This window comes from Kosakonia sp. H02 (genome assembly GCA_030704225.1).
In the GTDB taxonomy this organism is placed as follows: Bacteria; Pseudomonadota; Gammaproteobacteria; order Enterobacterales; family Enterobacteriaceae; genus Kosakonia.
This window is the reverse complement of the sequence record CP131915.1, coordinates 2824694-2844076: the sequence shown is the minus strand read 5'-3', so window position 1 is coordinate 2844076 and position 19383 is coordinate 2824694. Positions and strand designations below refer to the sequence as shown.

At 52.3% G+C, this 19383-nt stretch carries 22 protein-coding genes and 7 tRNA genes; 12 read left to right on the top strand and 17 right to left on the bottom strand.

The genetic code is table 11. The features are described 5' to 3' along the window. Positions 1-40: 40 nt before the first annotated feature. The 6 genes from dnaC to Q5705_13325 all read right to left on the bottom strand — a co-directional run bounded on the left by dnaC (position 41) and on the right by Q5705_13325 (position 3732). Positions 41-778, bottom strand: coding sequence for a DNA replication protein DnaC (gene dnaC, locus Q5705_13350; GenBank protein ID WLI75576.1), 738 nt, complete (start codon positions 776-778; stop codon positions 41-43). A 2-nt stretch (positions 779-780) separates the two neighbouring features. Continuing rightward, the gene (dnaT, locus tag Q5705_13345) at positions 781-1320 is read right to left on the bottom strand and encodes a primosomal protein DnaT (protein WLI75575.1); all 540 of its coding nucleotides are present in this window, start codon (positions 1318-1320) and stop codon (positions 781-783) included. Positions 1321-1477: 157 nt separating this feature from the next. Continuing rightward, a complete protein-coding gene (locus Q5705_13340) occupies positions 1478-1906 on the bottom strand; it encodes an organic hydroperoxide resistance protein (GenBank protein WLI75574.1) in 429 nt (142 codons plus the stop codon). A gap of 81 nt (positions 1907-1987) precedes the next feature. Continuing rightward, positions 1988-2440, bottom strand: a complete 453-nt coding sequence (locus Q5705_13335) for a MarR family transcriptional regulator (GenBank protein ID WLI75573.1) — start codon at positions 2438-2440, stop codon at positions 1988-1990. 51 nt (positions 2441-2491) lie between these two features. After that, positions 2492-2965, bottom strand: a complete 474-nt coding sequence (locus tag Q5705_13330; protein ID WLI75572.1) for a threonine/serine exporter — start codon at positions 2963-2965, stop codon at positions 2492-2494. Beyond that, complete coding sequence (locus tag Q5705_13325) at positions 2956-3732, bottom strand: threonine/serine exporter ThrE family protein (GenBank protein WLI75571.1); 777 nt, start codon at positions 3730-3732, stop codon at positions 2956-2958. Before Q5705_13325 ends, Q5705_13330 begins: the two co-directional genes overlap by 10 nt. Positions 3733-4281: 549 nt before the next feature. On the opposite strand from Q5705_13325, the gene Q5705_13320 reads away from it, so the two are divergent. After that, a complete protein-coding gene (locus Q5705_13320) occupies positions 4282-5004 on the top strand; it encodes a LuxR C-terminal-related transcriptional regulator (GenBank protein ID WLI79029.1) in 723 nt (240 codons plus the stop codon). Positions 5005-5015: 11 nt separating this feature from the next. Further along, positions 5016-5636, top strand: a complete 621-nt coding sequence (gene bglJ / locus Q5705_13315; GenBank protein ID WLI79028.1) for a DNA-binding transcriptional activator BglJ — start codon at positions 5016-5018, stop codon at positions 5634-5636. 52 nt (positions 5637-5688) lie between these two features. Here bglJ and Q5705_13310 read toward each other — a convergent pair whose 3' ends face one another. Further along, positions 5689-6147: a YbaK/EbsC family protein gene (locus tag Q5705_13310; GenBank protein WLI75570.1), complete on the bottom strand. Its 459-nt coding sequence runs from the start codon at positions 6145-6147 to the stop codon at positions 5689-5691. A 333-nt stretch (positions 6148-6480) separates the two neighbouring features. Between Q5705_13310 and Q5705_13305 the strand changes: the two genes are divergently transcribed. Next, entirely contained in the window at positions 6481-7821 is a 1341-nt protein-coding gene (locus Q5705_13305) for a PTS sugar transporter subunit IIC (protein WLI75569.1), read from the top strand. A gap of 28 nt (positions 7822-7849) precedes the next feature. Here Q5705_13305 and fhuF read toward each other — a convergent pair whose 3' ends face one another. Both fhuF and Q5705_13295 read right to left on the bottom strand, forming a co-directional pair. Further along, positions 7850-8638 carry a siderophore-iron reductase FhuF gene (fhuF, locus tag Q5705_13300; GenBank protein ID WLI75568.1) on the bottom strand — a complete coding sequence of 263 codons (789 nt, stop codon included), beginning with the start codon at positions 8636-8638 and terminating at the stop codon, positions 7850-7852. A 102-nt stretch (positions 8639-8740) separates the two neighbouring features. Beyond that, positions 8741-9805, bottom strand: coding sequence for a GGDEF domain-containing protein (locus tag Q5705_13295; GenBank protein WLI75567.1), 1065 nt, complete (start codon positions 9803-9805; stop codon positions 8741-8743). 246 nt (positions 9806-10051) lie between these two features. On the opposite strand from Q5705_13295, the gene Q5705_13290 reads away from it, so the two are divergent. Further along, on the top strand, positions 10052-10291 hold the full coding sequence (locus Q5705_13290) for a DUF1435 domain-containing protein (protein ID WLI79027.1): 240 nt from the start codon (positions 10052-10054) through the stop codon (positions 10289-10291). A 33-nt stretch (positions 10292-10324) separates the two neighbouring features. On the opposite strand, the gene Q5705_13285 is transcribed toward Q5705_13290, so the two are convergent. From Q5705_13285 to rsmC, 8 genes are all read right to left on the bottom strand, one after another. After that, positions 10325-10411 (bottom strand) — tRNA-Leu (locus Q5705_13285). A 29-nt stretch (positions 10412-10440) separates the two neighbouring features. Beyond that, a tRNA-Leu gene (locus Q5705_13280) sits at positions 10441-10527 on the bottom strand. Between the two features lie 43 nt (positions 10528-10570). After that, positions 10571-10657: transfer RNA gene (locus Q5705_13275), tRNA-Leu, on the bottom strand. A gap of 29 nt (positions 10658-10686) precedes the next feature. Beyond that, a tRNA-Leu gene (locus tag Q5705_13270) sits at positions 10687-10773 on the bottom strand. Between the two features lie 29 nt (positions 10774-10802). Then, positions 10803-10889: transfer RNA gene (locus Q5705_13265), tRNA-Leu, on the bottom strand. A gap of 29 nt (positions 10890-10918) precedes the next feature. Beyond that, positions 10919-11005 (bottom strand) — tRNA-Leu (locus Q5705_13260). 29 nt (positions 11006-11034) lie between these two features. Further along, a tRNA-Leu gene (locus tag Q5705_13255) sits at positions 11035-11121 on the bottom strand. Between the two features lie 167 nt (positions 11122-11288). Next, positions 11289-12317 (bottom strand): 16S rRNA (guanine(1207)-N(2))-methyltransferase RsmC, encoded by a 1029-nt coding sequence (rsmC, locus tag Q5705_13250; GenBank protein ID WLI75566.1) that lies wholly within the window; start codon positions 12315-12317, stop codon positions 11289-11291. A gap of 259 nt (positions 12318-12576) precedes the next feature. On the opposite strand from rsmC, the gene Q5705_13245 reads away from it, so the two are divergent. The 8 genes from Q5705_13245 to Q5705_13210 all read left to right on the top strand — a co-directional run bounded on the left by Q5705_13245 (position 12577) and on the right by Q5705_13210 (position 19147). Beyond that, positions 12577-12990, top strand: a complete 414-nt coding sequence (locus tag Q5705_13245) for a DNA polymerase III subunit psi (GenBank protein WLI75565.1) — start codon at positions 12577-12579, stop codon at positions 12988-12990. Further along, the gene (gene rimI, locus Q5705_13240; protein WLI75564.1) at positions 12959-13399 is read left to right on the top strand and encodes a ribosomal protein S18-alanine N-acetyltransferase; all 441 of its coding nucleotides are present in this window, start codon (positions 12959-12961) and stop codon (positions 13397-13399) included. The genes Q5705_13245 and rimI overlap by 32 nt, the downstream gene beginning before the upstream one ends. A gap of 19 nt (positions 13400-13418) precedes the next feature. Next, entirely contained in the window at positions 13419-14096 is a 678-nt protein-coding gene (gene yjjG / locus Q5705_13235; protein ID WLI75563.1) for a pyrimidine 5'-nucleotidase, read from the top strand. 92 nt (positions 14097-14188) lie between these two features. After that, positions 14189-15778: a peptide chain release factor 3 gene (gene prfC / locus Q5705_13230; protein WLI75562.1), complete on the top strand. Its 1590-nt coding sequence runs from the start codon at positions 14189-14191 to the stop codon at positions 15776-15778. A 484-nt stretch (positions 15779-16262) separates the two neighbouring features. After that, positions 16263-16880 (top strand): molecular chaperone OsmY, encoded by a 618-nt coding sequence (gene osmY, locus Q5705_13225; GenBank protein ID WLI75561.1) that lies wholly within the window; start codon positions 16263-16265, stop codon positions 16878-16880. Positions 16881-17008: 128 nt separating this feature from the next. Further along, positions 17009-17170: a DUF1328 family protein gene (locus Q5705_13220; protein ID WLI75560.1), complete on the top strand. Its 162-nt coding sequence runs from the start codon at positions 17009-17011 to the stop codon at positions 17168-17170. 118 nt (positions 17171-17288) lie between these two features. After that, positions 17289-18359, top strand: coding sequence for a patatin family protein (locus Q5705_13215; protein WLI75559.1), 1071 nt, complete (start codon positions 17289-17291; stop codon positions 18357-18359). Beyond that, on the top strand, positions 18356-19147 hold the full coding sequence (locus Q5705_13210) for a TatD family hydrolase (GenBank protein WLI75558.1): 792 nt from the start codon (positions 18356-18358) through the stop codon (positions 19145-19147). Before Q5705_13215 ends, Q5705_13210 begins: the two co-directional genes overlap by 4 nt. Positions 19148-19383: the final 236 nt, after the last annotated feature.

Below are 19383 nucleotides of genomic sequence, written 5' to 3'. Positions count from 1 at the left end.
TATACACCCGGGCGCGGGCGCGCCACGGATGGGAAAACTCTCAATACTCTTTGCCGGTGACGCGGCTGCGGTAACTGTCCCAGTTGAAGATCACCCACAAACTGTTGCCGAGACGCATCCTGTCCATCACGCGCTCACCCAGCAATTTGTTCATCTCTTCCAGGTTACTGTTGGTCAGCATGCCGGTTGGACGCTTAGAGGATGAGCGGCGGTCAACAATCTGATTAATAATCACTTTTTCGTAGCGGGACTCGGTTTGCATACCGATTTCATCGATCACCAGCAAATCGACGCTGCTCAAATCATTCAGCAACTGCTCTTCGCTGCTTTCCCGGTTACCAAAAGTCTCTTTCATGGCCGACATTATGTCGGCAACGGTAATGATCAGCACCGATTTACCGCGTAACAGCAACTCATTGCAAATGGCCGCCGCCAGGTGATTCTTACCGGTTCCCGGCTTGCCCGAGAAGATAAAGCTGGCGATATTGCCGTCGAACTCTTCGACATATTGCCGTGCCTGGCTGAGGGCGCGCATTTGGCCTTCTGACTCGACGCGATAATTATCGAAGGAGCAGTTTTGATGCAGGGGGCGAATGCCGGAGCGATTAAACGTGCGCTGCATTTTCATGGCGCGGTTCTCACGCTCCAGCGCCGCCGAGCGCAGCTCGCCCTGTTGTTTTTGCCAGGCCATCAACTCTTCGCCCGTTTTAAACGCGGGCTCGACGTTGGCAGGGATCATCTTTTGCAGCCGCTTCATCAATTCGCCGACGTTTTTCATCGTTAACCTCTAAAGCCTGGTGGGATTTGATTGTCTGGTTCGGAAAGTGTGTTGATATCGCGTTTCGCTGTGCCGCTCTGGTTGCTGCGCCCAATTTGCAGGCTGCGGGCCAGCTTTTGCTGCCATTGCACGTGGTGGAACACTTTCCCTTCCGCCTGCCAGTACGCAACAAAAGACGCCAGTTCTTCCGGCGTGGCGGGCTGCGCGAGCGCAATGCCCCACATGGCTGCCAGGCGCTGGAAATCGGCATCCGGTTGCCAGCCTGCATACATAGGAAATTTCCCCATCGGCACATTGACCGGTGCAGCGGTGGGTTCTTCATAAAATTGGGCATCAAGGGCGACATCGCTCGCCGGTCGCGCCAGACTGGCTTCCAGCGCCAGCAGTTGCTCCAGGCGCTGCGGTGAAAGGGCATAAAACGCGGGGCTGTTATTCGCAAACACAGCAACGGCACCGCCTTCCGCACGTGCCAGTACGTTGGCGTGATCGCGCATAAATTCATCAATGCCGATAACATTCGACGTCAGGATTCTGGAAGACATAACGCGTTCTCAAACAGGTTGCTACGGATAGGGTGTCATGCGTTTTCGATGACAAAAACACATACTAACACAGTGCAGAAAAAGGGCAGCAGAACATGCAAAAAGCCGGGTTTCCCCGGCTTTTAATTTTCACAAAAGCGTCAGCAAATTGAGCGCGTTACGCGATGATATTGAGCGTAACGTCGATATTGCCGCGCGTGGCGTTGGAATAAGGGCAAACGATATGCGCGGCGTCGACCAGTTTTTTGGCTTCCGCGGCGTCCATCTCCGGCAGGTGAATATTGAGTTTGGCTTCAATACCAAAACCAGTCGGTAGCGGGCCGATACCGACTTCACCTTCGATAAAGGCATCTTTCGGCATCGCGATTTTGTCGCGACCAGCGACAAATTTCATCGCGCCCAGGAAGCAGGCAGAGTAACCCGCCGCGAACAGTTGCTCCGGGTTGGTGACTTCACCGCCTGCACCGCCCATCTCTTTCGGTACGCCCAGTTTGACGTCCAGTACGCCGTCAGATGAGGTAGCGCGGCCGTCACGGCCTCCGGTTGCTTTGGCTTTGGCGGTATAGACAACTTTTTCTAAAGACATGGCAGGTTCCTTATTATCTTGAGTGTTTGCTATAAAATCGCGTGCTACTTATTTTCGGGCATAAACTCGTAATGAGGGAGTTTATGCGCGTTGAAACTGTTGGCGAAGCTGCTCCAGTTGCTGCTTGAGATCGCGCAGCGTTGCATCTTCGCAGGCCATGGCACAGCGTATCGCTTGCGGAATAGCTTCCGCTTGCTGCTGCAAGCCGCGCCCGCTTTCGCTGAGGGTGATAATCACCTGGCGTTCATCCTGGCGCGAACGCTGGCGATTAATCAGCCCGGCGCTTTCCAGACGTTTTAACAGCGGTGTCAGCGTGGCGGAATCTAAAAACAGGCGCTCGCCAATCTCCGACACGGTAATATCGTCTTTTTCCCACAGTACCAACATCACCAGGTATTGCGGATAGGTCAGGTTCATCGGCGTCAGTAGCTGCCGATAGAGCTTGTGCAGCGCCAGGTTTGTTGAATAGAGCGCAAAACAAAACTGGTTATCTAACGCGAGCTGCTCTGTCGCGGTCGGTGTCGATGTTTTCATGTTTTTGAATATAGATAGCGCACGATTTAATTGCAAGTTATTTTTATCAGATCATACGCGTGGGCGTTTGCGGTAGATCCAGAGGCCCGGGATCGACAAGCCGATGGAGAGCGCACCAACTATAGATGACGCTTTCAGGAAGTTGGTCAGCAGCAGGATCATCAACTCTTCGTTGTAGCCAAAATGGCCGATTTTGACGGCTGAAATCATCGCCATGTAGGCGGGAATCCCTGGAAACATGGGAATGACGGCCGCCACGGTAAACACTTTCGGGTGCGCCAGGTACCAGCGTGACCAGCGGATGCCAATACACCCTACCAGCATCGAGGCCACAAACGTTGACCATTCAATATTGAAACCCCAGTACATCATGGCAAAGCGAAAGCCGTGACCGATTGCGCCGAGCAACGCGCACCAGCCCAACGCACGATGGGGAACATTAAAGACCATCGCAAATCCAATGGCCGGAACTGCCGCCAGTGCCATATCTTGTGCCAGCGCCAGAATGAAGGTGATTATATCCATCCGCGTAACCCCCACAGTGTCATTGCCATGACCACACCGATGCAGGTGGCCAGCGTTAATAAGCTGGCGATTGCCCAACGTGCCAGCCCGGTATTGATATGGCCTTTAAACATATCGGCAACGGAATTGATTAAGGGAAAACCCGGCACCAGCAACAGCACACTGGCGGCCATCGCAACGGTGGATGAGTGCAGAAAGGCGGGCAGCGTCAACATCAAACCCGATACCGTGGTGGCAACAAAGGCGGTGATACAAAAATTAATTTGCGGGTGCATATGTCTGCCTGCCAGCACCAGCCGCACATACATGGCGACACTGCTGGCGCAAAAGGTCACCAGTGCGCCATCCCAGCCGCCGTTATTCAGTTTGCAAAAACAGGCGCAGGAAAGCCCAACCATCAGCGTGACCAGCCAGCGCGGGTAGCGCAGCGGCTTAACCTGGGCAAAGCGTTTTTCTACACCTTCACGATCCAGCAGCTTATGCTCTGCGAGAATCACAATGTGCTGCACTTCCGTTACGACGTGCATGTTGATTCCGCGATCGTTATTTTTGCGGGTTGACGTCAGGCAATGCCCATCTTTGATAGTGGTTAAGACAATGGCGTTGGAGGAAATTAAGCTTTCAACGCTGTCCATGCCGAGCGCCAGCCCCAGGCGTGTTGATAACTCCTCAACCAGCGCACTCTCTGCGCCGTGCTGTAACAAAAAAAGGCCGCACTGAATACACAGCCGCGTAATAGCCCGCTGTGGTGACTGGTCTGTTTGCATGTTAACCCTGGTCGTATTGCAACGGCGTTCGCAAAGGGTGGAACGGAATGACTATTTTTAGCACAGGAAACAGGCAGCGTGGCGCTAAAGTAGATCAAGAATTGTGCAATAAATCACAGCGACAACTATTGATGAAATCACCTCATCACAGTATCCATGCAGCATGTTAATCGGCAGGAAAAAAACAGATACAGAAAGCATGCCACGGATATTACTTGAAAGCGTTAATATTCTTAATTTACAGGATGGCTTAAATATTTATTAAGGTTATTGGTTATCTCTCAATTATATGCATCCTGATTATTTGAGCTTTCTTATTTTATTTTTAATCAGGCACTGAGTATTTGAAGATGCGTTGTGCTATGTTGTCATGCAAGTTGGCAATATTATGATTTTAGAGAGTTATATTTAATTGCTAATCATAAATTCCAACAATTCTTACAGCACCCTTTTCGGAACATTATTGCTAACCTACGTATTATTGGTACCGATTAAGTAAATACTCATAACGAGGATTGGTTGAAAACGCAAATGGAAGCGGAGGTTTTTATGCTATCACCAGGCGGCAATCACGGGATTATTATTAGCCAGGCACCCGTACTTCGGGCCGGGATAGGCAGCATATTTGAGCGTCATTTTCCTGAATACGAATTAACGTATTACTCTACCGTCGAGGAGATCGCGCTGTCGCAGTTAGCGTGCGCCAGATTGATTATCATTGATTTAACTGGCGAGCTGCGTTTTGCGCAAAAGCGTTGCGAGCAATATTATTCATTGATTTCTCAATACGATAAAGCACGCTGGCTCTTTTTTATTTCCCCAGAACTTTATCCTGATGCGGTGGATTTTTTGCTACAGCCACAAACAATACTGCTGTCTCATATAGAGCCTGTCGAGGGTGTGATTAACGCCGTCCGCGAGGGATATGAAGATGTGGAAAAGGTGAGTGAAACATTGCTTTTTGCAACGCAGAACAGGGAAGAAGAAACACTTTCAACGCACAAAATACTGACTTTTTCAGAGAGGAAAGTGTTACGCCTACTCGGAAAAGGATGGGGAATAAATCAAATCGCAATGTTGCTTAAAAAAAGTAATAAAACCGTCAGCGCACAAAAAAATAGTGCAATGAGACGATTATCGCTGCGAAGTAATGCAGACTTGTATACATGGATTAATAGCCACCAGGGAATGAAAGAGCTGAATCTCGGATCAGCACATGGAGACCACAATGAATGGAAAAAATTAGCCAAACAAGAAACGTTGCCATCATAGAAAAATGTATGATGAGTCGGGAGGGGCTACAGAATTTATTCAATGAGTCAACTCTCAGTAACTATTCTTTTCATTTTTTTAAAGATCATTTAGCGTTTCGTCAGGCGTTAAGACAGACATCTTTTTTTTCTGTCATCTATTCGCTATTTGGTCAACGTAAGGAGAGGCGGGAGTGTTTGATGTGTCTGCATCTGCTCTCCCTTTCTCATTCGGGCGTACAGCGCATTGTGTTAGCGGGAGACGATCGGGAAGCGCGGCTAGTGGGGCATCTTTCTCCCTCGCGGTTACATGGGATATTGAGTAAATCCTATGTGTTGCCTGTGTTACAGGAGCAGCTCGCGACGCTGCTTGGAGAGACCCGGCGCGTTAATGAAAACATGATTAATCATTGGTACGTACGCCAGTATCGAATGCTTAGTCCGACAGAGCGGGAGATCCTGAATTATATGACGCGGGGCTTTTCCGTGGCTGAAATCGCCTCGCAGCTGCACCGGAATGTCAAAACCATTCGCGCGCATAAATTTAATGCCATGACGAAGCTGGGGGTGACGTCCGACGTTGGCTTGCTTGATGCCGCAGATATACTGACGTGGATCCCACCCAGTGTTCGGGTGGCGTCTGAATTAATGTAGCCCCTGTCTTTAGTACGCGTAAGCGCCAGGTGTCGCGCCTGGCGCAACAGCGCTACAGGCACACATCAATCCATTTTGCGTGAGTAAGCTCCGCCATTCTGTCCGGGGAGATGCGCACCGCGCTGTGGATAGCGCCCGCCGCAGGTAGCACTTCCGGATACTGTTTTAACGACACATCGCAAAAAACAGCCAGTGGTGTTTCCAGCCCAAATGGACAGACGCCGCCCACCGGATGTCCGGTAATGGTGACGACTTCATCGCAGCTCAACATGCGTGCTTTGGCTCCAAAAGTGCTTTTGAGCTTTTTGTTATCAAGGCGGGCATCGCCTTTAGCGACGACCAGAATCACTTCGTTTTTCACTTTCAACGAAAGTGTCTTGGCAATTTGTCCCGGTTCGACATGGTGGGCGGACGCCGCCAGCGCCACGGTTGCTGTGCTTTGATTCAATTCAATAATATCGATGTCGGGGGCGTTGTCGGCAAAAAATTGCCGCACGGACTGCAAACTCATGATGTTCTCCAGCGAAAGACCGTCGTTAATCTGTCACAAGCCAGTTATCCGTGTAAATATCCCGACATAACAAACCGCTGACATTAAGTTTCACGATCCCCTTCACAATCGCGGAAACCGGTTACAGTAACCGGTTGCACAGCTAACAAGCCGGGTTAATACTCATTTTGTCATTTCCCTCTGCCCCTAAAATTAAAAGAGCCATCTATGAAACCGACCCTACGTTGCAGTAATGCTGGTTCGCCAATCAGCATGGTTTCAGATATCAGAAGATCGCTGCGCGGCAGAACAGTTGCTGGTGCTATTACCCTTTAGCCTGATAGGAGATCTGCTATGTCTGCCAACCATGCTGCATTTAATCTCATTTTCCGGTTCATCGAAAATTACGTTAGCCCGATTGCCGGGCGAATCTCTTCCCAACGTCATGTCATGGCTATCCGCGACGGTTTTATTTCTGCGATGCCCTTTATGATTGTTGGATCGTTCCTGCTGGTTTTTGCTTATCCGCCGTTTTCGCCTGATACAACCTGGGGTTTCGCCCGTGGCTGGTTGGATCTTGCGAAGCAGTACGAAGGGCGGATCCTTACGCCTTTCGATATGACGATGGGCGTTATGTCTATCTATATTTGCGCGGCGATCGCTTACAACCTTGGTAAGCACTATATGAAGTCGCACCAGTTAGATCCGTTTATGTGTGCGATGCTGTCGCTGATGGCGTTTTTATTGATCGCAGCACCGAAAACCAGCGGCACGCTGCCCGTCGATAGCCTCGGCGGAACCGGTATTTTCACGGCGATTCTGGTGGCCATTTACTGTGTGGAAATGATGCGCTTTTTGAAGGCGCATAACATTGGCATCCGCCTGCCGGATCAAGTTCCACCCATGATCAAAAACTCCTTCGACTTGCTGATCCCTGTGCTGGTGGTCGTCCTGACGCTTTATCCGCTCAGTCTGTTGATCCAGTCGCAATTTAATATGTTGATCCCTCAGGCCATCATGGCGCTGTTTAAACCGCTTGTCGCGGCGGCAGATTCCTTGCCTGCCATCTTGCTCGCGGTGATTATCGGTCATCTGCTGTGGTTTGCGGGCATCCACGGTGCTGCGATTGTCTCCGGGATGCTGCAAATGTTCTGGCTTACCAATCTCGGCATTAACCAGAGCGCCCTGGCGCAAAACGCGCCGCTGCCGCACATCTTTATGGAAGCGTTCTGGACGTTCTTTATTGTGGTCGGTGGATCAGGTGCGACCATGGGATTGGTGTTCTGTTACTTACGCAGCCGTTCTGTGCACTTACGTTCGATCGGGCGTCTGAGCATTGTGCCAAGCATTTTCAATATCAATGAACCGGTCATTTTCGGTACGCCAATCGTGATGAATCCGGTGTTTTTTATTCCGTTCCTGCTGGCGCCGACGATCAATGCGATCATCGCCTGGGCGGCAATGAAACTGGATCTTATCGGGCGGGTTATTTCGGTCGTTCCCTGGACTGCGCCCGCGCCAATTGGCGGCGCCTGGGCGCTGGGTTGGGATTTCCGCGCGGCGATTCTGGTCGTGCTGCTGGCCTGTATCTCGGCGGTGATTTACTACCCATTTTTTAAAGTCTATGAAAAACAGCTGCTGGAACAGGAAGCGGAAGAAGCGCGGCGCGCAGAGGATGAACAACAAGTTGCATAAAACAAAAGGGGCGGTGATCGCCCCTTATTTACTTCAGCGTGCAGTCACCGCACTGCTGAACATCCGGCAGACGATAGCGCTGGCAGCATGTCCGGCGCACCAGCGCGCCGTCGCGTAAGACCACGGTACGCCATAATGGGTTATCACTGCCGTCGGAAAGCTGTTTTTCAAAGAAGCAGATCTGACGCAGGGCGGCAACACGCGTCTCGCCGAGCAGCGGGATCATCTCGCCCAGGTACCAGTTCATCAGATAGCCCGTATTGCTCCAGATGAGCCTGCCGTTAATATCGCCCGTGGCTTCAAGCGCCTGAACAACCGGCGCCATGACTTGAGTGGTCAGCGCTTCAATACGCCCAACGTCCGTTTGCAATGTCAGGTGGCGATCCTGGTGCACATCCATCCAGAAACAGGCGGCACGACCCGTCTCGTGAAACTCGACGTGGAAGTTATCAGGCGCGAGGTTAATCGCGCTTTTTTGCGTTAATAGCGTCAGCAAAAGCGGCGGTACCATCAACCCGAGATACCACTGCGCCCATAGCGAAAGCAGCGGTTTGTTTTCACGCGGCTGCATGGGCTGATTACGGTAAATATGATCGGAGTAGGTCGCGATAAGCGATTGCAGCGCCGCAGGGCGTGACCACTCTGCCAGGGTTAATGTACTGTAAGGCGCAGGTTCATTCAGGCGGATAAAATCGAGCAGATGCGCGCGAGTGCTGGTGATGGTTTCCCGCATGGCATTCGCCAGCGAGTCGCGCTCATCAATGAGGCTGCCTCGCCAGATAACATCTTGCATGATCGATGCGGTACGGTAAGTCATAGCGCCAGCTGAATTAGGAATCTAAATGATAATGATTGCCAATCCTAGCCAGAGGTAAAATCGATAGCAAGATTTTTATCGTAAAGTTAGCGCTGGCGCGCCTCAGGCGAGCTGTAAGTCCCCACTGACCAGAATGCTATTTCTGCCTAAATGCTTCGCTTCGTACAGTGCTTTGTCAGCGCGGGCGAGAGCAGTCTCAATATCATGATCCTGTAGCGGGGCGATACCAATGCTCACCGTGACGTTGGTCGCCACGCTTTCATTAAACATATGCGGAATTTCTAAGTCGTATACTTTCTGCCGAATCTGCTCAGCGGTCAGTCGCGCCTGCTCCTGGTCGATATTATTCAGCAAAATCATGAATTCTTCGCCGCCAAAACGCGCCACAATATCGCGGGAATGTACCGCATCGCGCAATGCCGCAGAGACGCGGATCAGCGCCTGATCGCCCATCATATGTCCGTAATGGTCGTTATAAGCTTTGAAGTGATCGATATCGAGCAGTAAGACAAAACGGGAACTGTCATCCAGCGCCAGCAGGTTATTAAGTTTATGTTGCAAACCCCGGCGATTATACAAACCGGTTAAGGGATCCAGCATGCTCAGGTCGTTAAGGGTTTTTCGCTCCTGCACCAGGCGCTGCATCAGCGCATGGGCAAAATTATCATTACGTTTTTGAATCGCATGCTGGATAGCAATCCCAATCACCGGCAAGGCGAAACTGTAGATAAGGCGGATCTCATTATGCGACGCGTTAAGCCACAGACAGGCGGCAAAAACCGGTAACGAATGCAGCAAGAAGGCGATGATGTTGTTTGAAAAAGCAATTGATCCGATGAATAAGACGCTGAGCAGAGCGATGAGAAGATAAGCAGAGGTATTTTCGCTTAATAGCCTTGCTTTTATGATGACATGCCACGCCCACAGGCAGCCAAACAGTAGAGAAATCAAGGAGATATTAATTTTGCTCTTCGGGTGAAATTTGTGCCATGCCGGTAAGATGATACTGAGCGCAAAAATAGCACCAACCGGAAGCGTAAAGGCACTTTGGTTGTAGAGCGGCAACGCCATGGAAAACAGGGCTGAAATTGCGTTAAGCAGTAAAAAGAGTCGTAGGGACAACCGATACCTCTTATTGCAAAGAGATTGCCATGTTTGTGATGTCATACCTATAAATCGTTTTTTATCCGCAAGTTAACACTGCGTACGAGTCTGAAAAAAGAAGTTGCGCAATGAAACAATCATCGCGAAATATTAGTGATTTGAATTTTAATTTAAGCAGCGCTTAATTTATCACCTTACTGAATGGCTGTCATTAGAAGATGAGCAATCTTCATGCTGCCTTGCCTGCTGACAAATGAGAAAATATATCATATCGTATTGGTTATCATTCTTAACTGGAGAGATGAAACCATGCTACAGCGGGCGCTGGGAAGTTGGTGGGGGCTTGCGATACCGGGCGCGATCGTTGCCGCATTAGTGCTGGCGGATTTATCGGTAAGTGCCTGGCGGGTGGTCATTTTTCTCGGTCTACTCTTAACGCCAGCGATGCTTTACCACAAACGTCTGCGACATTTTGTCTTGTTGCCCTCGGGCATTGCATTGGTTGGAGGAATGATACTAATGCTGCTGAATCTGAAGACGATGGTGTAACTGGGGAGTCATATAAGAGGGATATAAGATATCTGGTGCGAGGGGGGGGACTTGAACCCCCACGTCCGTAAGGACACTACCCCCTGAAGCTAGCGCGTCTACCAATTCCGCCACCTTCGCACAGTGCGAGCGCTATCAAACGTGGTTTATGGTGCGAGGGGGGGGACTTGAACCCCCACGTCCGTAAGGACACTACCCCCTGAAGCTAGCGCGTCTACCAATTCCGCCACCTTCGCACAGTCATCTTACTTTTTACATCTTACTTAGATATCGCCTCGTTGGTGCGAGGGGGGGGACTTGAACCCCCACGTCCGTGAGAACACTAACACCTGAAGCTAGCGCGTCTACCAATTCCGCCACCTTCGCACAGTGCGAGCGATATCAATCGAGGTTTATGGTGCGAGGGGGGGGACTTGAACCCCCACGTCCGTTAGGACACTAACACCTGAAGCTAGCGCGTCTACCAAGTCCGCCACCTTCGCACAGTGCGAGCGATATCAATCGAGGTTTATGGTGCGAGGGGGGGGACTTGAACCCCCACGTCCGTAAGGACACTACCCCCTGAAGCTAGCGCGTCTACCAATTCCGCCACCTTCGCACAGTGCGAGCGATATCAATCGTGGTTTATGGTGCGAGGGGGGGGACTTGAACCCCCACGTCCGTAAGGACACTAACACCTGAAGCTAGCGCGTCTACCACTTCCGCCACCTTCGCACAGTGCGAGCGATATCAATCGTGGTTTATGGTGCGAGGGGGGGGACTTGAACCCCCACGTCCGTGAGAACACTAACCCCTGAAGCTAGCGCGTCTACCAATTCCGCCACCTTCGCATTCCATCGATACAAAAGAAGTATCGTTACCACGGAGGCGCATTCTAGATGTTTTCAACATTTCGTCAATAGTTAATTACATGGGCGTAAGCTGATTGCTGCAAAAACGGGCGCTGTGTGGCGAGAGGGAAATTGGCCCGGTGAGCGATGCCCACCGGGAACGGCGCTTATTTCAGCGCCTGACGCGTCATTACGGTGCGGTAAACCTTGAAACGCCCGGTCTGCGCAAGGACTTCGTGGAAGCCAAAGACTTCATCCAACACCTTCGGATAGGGCAGGAAGGCGTTGGCAACAATGCGTAACTCGCCGCCGCTATTGAGATGGCGAACCGCGCCGCGAATCAATGTCTGCGCGGCTTCAAGGCTGGTTTGCAGGCCATCATGGAACGGCGGGTTGGAGATGATCATATCGAAACGACCGGTCACTTCCGAGAACACGTTGCTGGCAAAGACTTCGCCTTCAAAACCATTGGCCGCAAGCGTCGCGCGGCTGGCTTCGACGGCCGGAGCCGAAACGTCACACAGCGTCAAACGCACTTTCGGTGAATGGTTTGCCAGAACAGCGGCGAGCACGCCCGCGCCGCAGCCGACATCCAGCACTTTGCCTTTGGTATGCGGCGTCAGGGTCGTCAGCAACAGATGGCTGCCGACGTCCAGCCCATCGCGGCTAAATACGCCAGGCAGGGTTTTGATGGTCAGAGGGTCCAGCGCGTATTCGCCCCAGAAGCTGTTCACATCAAAGGCAGGCGTTTTTTCCAGACGCCCGTGATACAGGCCACAGCGACGGGCGCTGTCGACTTTATTAAGCGGGCAATATTCCGCCAGCATCTGCTCTGCACTGCGCACGCCACTGCGGTTTTCACCCACGACAAAAATATCGCTACCGACTGGCAGCAGCGACAGCAGATTCATCAGCTGAAACAGTGCTTCCGGTTTGTTTTTCGGCCAGTAGTAGATAAGCGTGTCACTGTCGCCAACGGTCGCGCTATCGGCAACCAGGCTGTAGCTTGCGCGATCGCCCATCTGTTGGCTCAGGGTTTGCCACTGGTGGAACTGTTGGGTCCAGGCACGGCTTTCGGCAGTGTCCAGGCGTGCGGGCAGGTCATCCTGCAAGTCACCAGCAAAAAGCGTGCGGCTGGGTTCGAAATCGTCACTGTGGCGCAGCAAGACTTCACTTGCCGGGGTAAAAGCAGACATGGATGATGGTTCCTCGTTAAACTTAGCCGGCGATTATACACGTTATCCTTCGCGCTGCCTCTTTGTTGGCTGCGCCTTCGTACCCCAGTCACTTACTTGTGTAAGCTCCCGGGGATACTCAGTCTTGCCGCCTCGACGCAGCACGAATGATTTTGTGTAACACGTTAGCTTTCGCATTGCCTCTTTGTTGGCTGCGTGTCGATGGCGCATTTTCGTCGAGTTTGTTATATTTGCGCGCCTGATACAGGAGTGTTTCACGATGACTTCCCGACGCGACTGGCAATTACAACAACTGGGCATTACCCAGTGGACCCTGCGCCGCCCGGCGGCGTTGCAGGGTGAGATCGCCATTTCGCTGCCTGCGCATATTCGCCTGGTGATGGTTGCACCGGCACTGCCCGCATTGAGCGATCCGCTCATCACGGATGTGCTGCGTACGCTAACCGTGACGGCGGATCAAGTGTTGCAACTCACGCCCGATCGCGTCGCGATGCTACCGGCGGATAGCCAGTGCAATAGCTGGCTGCTCGGCGTTGAAGAGCCGCTGGCACTGCCGGGGGCGCAAGTCTCGACGCCCACTGTTGATGAGTTACGCGCAAACCCTGCGGCGCGCGCCGCGTTATGGCGACAAATCTGCGAACATGAACACGATTTCTTCCCTCAGCACGACTGACTTAGCCCGCGCATACCACATTGAAACCCGGGCGCACACCTTTCCCTGGAGCGAAAAAACGCTCGCCAGCAATCAGGGAGAACGCTACCTCAACTATCGACTGATGGTGGGAGACGACATGGTGGCCTTCGCCATCACGCAGGTGGTGCTGGATGAAGCCACGCTGTTCAATATCGCCGTCGACCCTGCCTGGCAACGAAAAGGTCTTGGTCGACAGTTGCTGGAACATTTGATTGGCGAGCTGGAAAAGCGTGACGTTCTGACGTTGTGGCTGGAAGTTCGCGCATCTAACACCGGCGCTATCGCGTTGTATGAAAGTTTAGGTTTTAACGAGGCGACCATTCGTCGTAATTATTACCCCACGGCCAACGGGCGTGAGGACGCGATAATCATGGCCCTCCCTCTGTAATTGAATAAAAGGTGATGTAATGAAATGGGACTGGATACTCTTTGATGCTGACGAAACGCTGTTCACCTTTGATGCGTTCGGCGGCTTACAACGGATGTTTCTTGACTATAGCGTGACATTCACCGACCAGGATTTTCTGGAATATCAGTCTGTTAACAAGCCGCTTTGGGTGGATTACCAAAACGGAGCCATCACAGCGCTGCAATTGCAGCACCAGCGTTTTCAAAACTGGTCAGAGCGCCTGAACGTGCCCGCGGGCTCCCTTAACGACGCGTTTTTGAATGCCATGGCCGCCATCTGCGCGCCGCTGCCGGGCGCCGTATCGCTGCTCGACAGCCTGAAAGGCAAAGCGAAGCTGGGCATTATCACCAATGGTTTCACCGCGTTGCAGCAAATCCGCCTGGAACGTACCGGGCTTCGCGACTACTTTGATTTATTAGTCATTTCCGAAGAAGTGGGCGTCGCCAAACCCGATGCGAAGATTTTTGATTATGCGCTACAGCAAGCGGGTAACCCGGATCGCTCGCGCGTACTGATGGTGGGCGATACGGCGGAATCGGACATTTTAGGCGGTATCAACGCCGGGCTGTCGACATGCTGGCTCAATGCTCATGGCCGCACATTGCCCGAGGGCATCAATCCGACCTGGACCGTAACGTCCCTGAACGAACTGGAGCAACTCCTGTGTAAACATTGATTGTCTGCATTCAGCCGTTGAGTACAATAGCCGCATTTTTCGTATTCCCTCGCGTGGCCTGCGGCCGCGCAATGACACAGAAGATTTCTATTATGACGTTGTCTCCTTATTTTCAAGAGGTGGCGAAGCGCCGTACGTTCGCTATCATCTCGCACCCCGATGCCGGTAAAACCACCATCACTGAGAAGGTGCTGTTGTTCGGACAGGCCATTCAAACCGCTGGTACGGTGAAAGGCCGTGGCTCCAACCAGCACGCGAAATCCGACTGGATGGAGATGGAAAAGCAGCGTGGTATCTCAATCACCACCTCTGTTATGCAGTTCCCGTACCGCGAAAGCCTGGTGAACCTGCTTGATACCCCAGGGCACGAAGACTTCTCCGAAGATACTTACCGTACGCTAACCGCCGTGGACTGCTGTCTGATGGTTATCGATGCGGCAAAAGGCGTTGAGGACCGGACCCGCAAGCTGATGGAAGTCACCCGTCTGCGCGATACGCCGATCCTGACCTTTATGAACAAACTTGACCGTGACATCCGCGACCCGATGGAGCTGCTGGATGAAGTGGAAAATGAGCTGAAAATCGCCTGTGCACCGATTACCTGGCCGATTGGCTGCGGCAAACTGTTTAAAGGCGTTTATCACCTCTATAAAGATGAAACTTATCTGTACCAGACCGGTCAGGGCCACACCATTCAGGAAGTGCGCATTGTTAAAGGGCTGAATAACCCGGATCTCGATAAAGCCGTTGGCGACGATCTGGCGCAGCAGTTGCGTGATGAGCTGGAACTGGTGCAGGGCGCATCCAACGAGTTCGACAAAGAGCTGTTCCTGAGCGGCGATCTTACCCCGGTCTTCTTCGGCACGGCGCTGGGGAACTTTGGCGTCGATCATATGCTTGATGGCCTGGTGGCGTGGGCTCCTGCACCGATGCCGCGCAAAACCGATGTGCGCGAGGTGAAAGCTGACGATGAGAAGTTCACCGGCTTTGTGTTTAAGATCCAGGCCAACATGGATCCGAAACACCGTGACCGCGTGGCGTTTATGCGTGTAGTTTCCGGCCGTTATGAAAAAGGCATGAAGTTGCGCCAGGTGCGTACCGGAAAAGATGTGGTCATTTCTGACGCGTTGACCTTTATGGCGGGCGACCGTTCTCACGTTGAAGAAGCCTATCCGGGCGATATCATCGGCCTGCATAACCACGGCACCATTCAGATCGGTGATACCTTCACCCAGGGCGAAATGATGAAGTTCACCGGTATCCCGAACTTCGCCCCGGAACTGTTCCGCCGCATTCGTCTGCGCGATCCGCTGAAACAGAAGCAGCTACTGAAAGGCCTGGTCCAGCTTTCGGAAGAGGGCGCTGTGCAGGTGTTCCGTCCGATTGCCAACAACGATCTGATCGTTGGCGCGGTCGGGGTGCTGCAATTTGATGTGGTCGTGTCGCGTCTGAAAAGCGAGTACAACGTGGAAGCGGTGTACGAATCGGTCAACGTGGCGACGGCGCGTTGGGTGGAAAGCAGCGACGTGAAGAAATTTGAAGAGTTCAAGCGTAAGAATGAAATGCAACTGGCGCTCGACGGTGGCGATAATCTGACCTATATCGCGCCAACGATGGTCAACCTGAACCTGACTCAGGAACGCTACCCAGAAGTGACCTTCCATAAAACCCGCGAACACTAATCCCCCACGGAGCGCGGTATCCGCCGCGCTCCTGCACTTTCCTTGTCTTATTAGCCCCTTGCGGAAAGTTCTTAAAACCCTGCATTTTTCTGCCTGTTGCCCGCTTTTTAGCCACTCCGCCAGGATCTTTGTCGATAGTGATCTATATTTAACAAAGTGATGACAAGTTGAGTGGCTAAAAGTCCTGTTCATTGCGTGTTTAATGGTCTTTTATCCACTCAACACATCACAGGATGATATTAACAACTGCGTCAGCGTAGCAATTCGACAAGTTGAGTGGCTAAAAGTCCTGTTCATTGCGTGTTTAATGGTCTTTTATCCACTCAACACATCACAGGATGATATTAACAACTGCGTCAGCGTAGCAATTCGCCGGAATGCGATTGTGACCATAACGCTGATTTGGTGAATTTCACCACAGCAGTTGCGCAGCCTGGTCGCTGCAATGGCCCAAATTGTGGGCAAACTAATAGGAATGACATCGATGACTATGACAAAGCTGAATATTTCAAAAACTCTGCTGGCTGTTGCATTGGGTTCTGTTCTGGTAAGCGGTTCTGCCTTTGCGGCAGAAACAACCACCGACAAAACGCAAAACGCGGCATCAAGCACAGGGGATAAAATTGATAGCTCAATGAATAAAGTCGGTGGGTTCATGGACGACAGCACCATCACCGCGAAGGTAAAAGCGGCGCTGGTCGATCATGAAAACATCAAAAGCACCGATATTTCCGTGAAAACGGATAAAAAAGTGGTCACGCTGAGCGGCTTCGTTGAAAGCCAGGAGCAGGCTGAACAGGCGGTTTCCGTAGCGAAAGGCGTTGAAGGCGTTGCTTCTGTCAGTGACAAACTGCACGTTCGCGACGCGAAATCCGGTTCGGTGAAAGGTTACGCGGGTGATACCGCAACAACCAGTGAAATCAAAGCGAAATTGCTGGCCGACGATATCGTCCCTTCCCGTATGGTGAAAGTGGAAACGACCGATGGCGTAGTGCAGTTATCCGGTACGGTTGAATCACAGGCTCAAAGTGAGCGCGCTGAAAGCATCGCCAAAGCCGTTGATGGCGTTAAAAGCGTGAAGAACGATCTTAAAGTCAAATAACGGTTCCTAAAAAAGCCAGCGCCCGGAAGCTACCGGGCGCGGCAAATTTGTAGCAGGAAATATCGCAGGTGGGCAACCTGAGCGCCCACCTTACGCGGTCGACATTAACTATGGTAAAGGAGAGTCTTATGTTTCGTTGGGGCATCATATTTCTGGTTATCGCGTTAATTGCCGCCGCTCTGGGCTTTGGTGGATTAGCGGGGACAGCGGCAGGTGCGGCGAAGATCGTCTTCATCGTTGGTATCATCCTGTTCCTGGTAAGCCTGTTCATGGGTCGTCGGCGTCCATAGCGTATAACACGCTTAAACTTCGGTTACATTAAAGCCAGTCCACGTGACTGGCTTTGCTGTTTCAGGCGGGTAAAAATTGCGCTACTTTGTTTTTACAACTGACTAAAAGGAAAGCAAGGTGGGGCAGCATATTCCCATAACGCTTGGCAACATTGCGCCGCTGACATTAAAACCGTTTCGTCCAGGCCGTCTCGCACTGGTATGTGAGGGCGGTGGTCAACGTGGGATTTTTACCGCGGGCGTGCTGGATGAGTTCATGCGCGCGCAATTCAACCCCTTCGATCTCTATTTCGGTACCTCTGCCGGTGCGCAAAACCTTTCAGCGTATGTCTGTAACCAACCGGGTTACGCCCGCAAAGTGATTATGCGCTACACCACCACCCGCGAATTTTTTGATCCGCTGCGCTTTGTGCGCGGCGGCAATCTTATCGATCTCGACTGGTTAGTAGAATCAACGTCTACACAAATGCCGCTGGCGATGGATTATGCGGCGCGCGCCTTTGATGGCGGCAAAGCTTTTTATATGTGTGCCTGCCGCCAGGATGATTACACGGCAGAGTATTTTGCACCGACGCACCAGACGTGGCTGGATTTGATCCGCGCATCCAGCGCGATCCCCGGCTTTTACCGCACCGGCGTGGCGCTAAGCGGTGTGAATTATCTGGACGGTGGCGTGAGCGATGCCATTCCGGTGCAGGAAGCGGCAAAACGCGGGGCGGATACTATTGTCGTGATCCGCACGGTGCCTTCGCAGATGTATTACACGCCACAGTGGTTCAAACGTATGGAACGCTGGCTGGGGGAAAGCAGCCTGAAGCCGTTGGTGAATCTGGTGCAGCATCACGAGAAAAGTTACCTGGCGACCCAGCGCTTTATCGAAACGCCGCCGGGAAAACTGCGCATTATTGAAATCTATCCGCCGAAGCTGCTTAACAGTATGGCGCTGGGCAGCCGGTTACCGGCGCTACGTGAAGATTACAAAATCGGGCGTTTGTGCGGGCGCTATTTTCTGGCAACGGTGGGAAAACTGCTGGCAGAAACGCCGCCGCTGCTGCGCCATTCACCGGTTATTCCTCCGGCAACGCGCGTGGTTCCGCCGGCCATAGTGGCGAACGATGCGCTGGACACGCCGCTGGTTATTGCACCGCAGGCTAACGATCTCCCCATTAATAAAGAGGATACGGCGTGAATTTCCGCTTTATCGATACCCACTGTCATTTTGATTTCGACCCTTTTACCGGTAATGAAGCCGCCAGCATTGCTCGCGCAGCCGACGCGGGTGTGGAGCGCATTATTGTTCCGGCCATTGCTGCACGCTATTTCGAACGCGTGTGCAATTTAGCCCACCAGCACACGGCGCTGTATGCCGCGCTGGGGCTGCATCCCATTGTGGTGGAAGAGCACACCGAACAGAGCCTTCAGCGCCTGGAACAGTGTCTGGCGGCAAAGCCAGACAAAGTGATCGCAATCGGCGAAATTGGCCTCGATCTCTACCGTGATAACCCGCAATTTGAACGCCAGCAGCAGCTTCTTGATGCGCAATTGCAACTGGCAAAGCGCTTTGAACTGCCGGTTATCCTCCATTCACGCCGTACCCACGATAAGCTGGCGATGCATTTGAAAAAACAGAGCCTGCCACGTACCGGCGTGGTGCACGGTTTCGCTGGCAGCCTGCAACAGGCACAGCGCTTTGTCGATCTCGGGTATTACATTGGCGTGGGCGGCACGATTACGTATCCGCGCGCCAGCAAAACCCGCGATGTGATGGCACGTCTGCCGCTTTCCGCGCTGTTGCTGGAAACGGACGCGCCGGATATGCCGCTCAACGGTTTTCAGGGCCAGCCCAACCGCCCGGAGCAGGCGGCAAACGTGTTTGAAACCTTATGCGAGTTACGCCCGGAAGCGCCAGATGTGATTGCTGACGCGCTGTTTAACAACACCCATCATCTCTTCGCGCTGCCCGTATCGCGCCCATAAGGTTTTTTCAGCGGCTGGCGATGTTCTCTTGTGTTAGAATTCTAACATTCAAATGTGCCTGAGCCTCTTAGGTCACTGCGTCCTTTATCAGGCGAGTAAATTTGATCAAGGTCTCATTATGGTATTGCAAGCGTGAATTAAGTTTTCGCTAACTGTGATGAGTGTCGAAGTGTAATTGTGGGTGAATGTTAAAATACTCACAAACCCGAACAGAAACCGGCACTACGCCGTCGGAG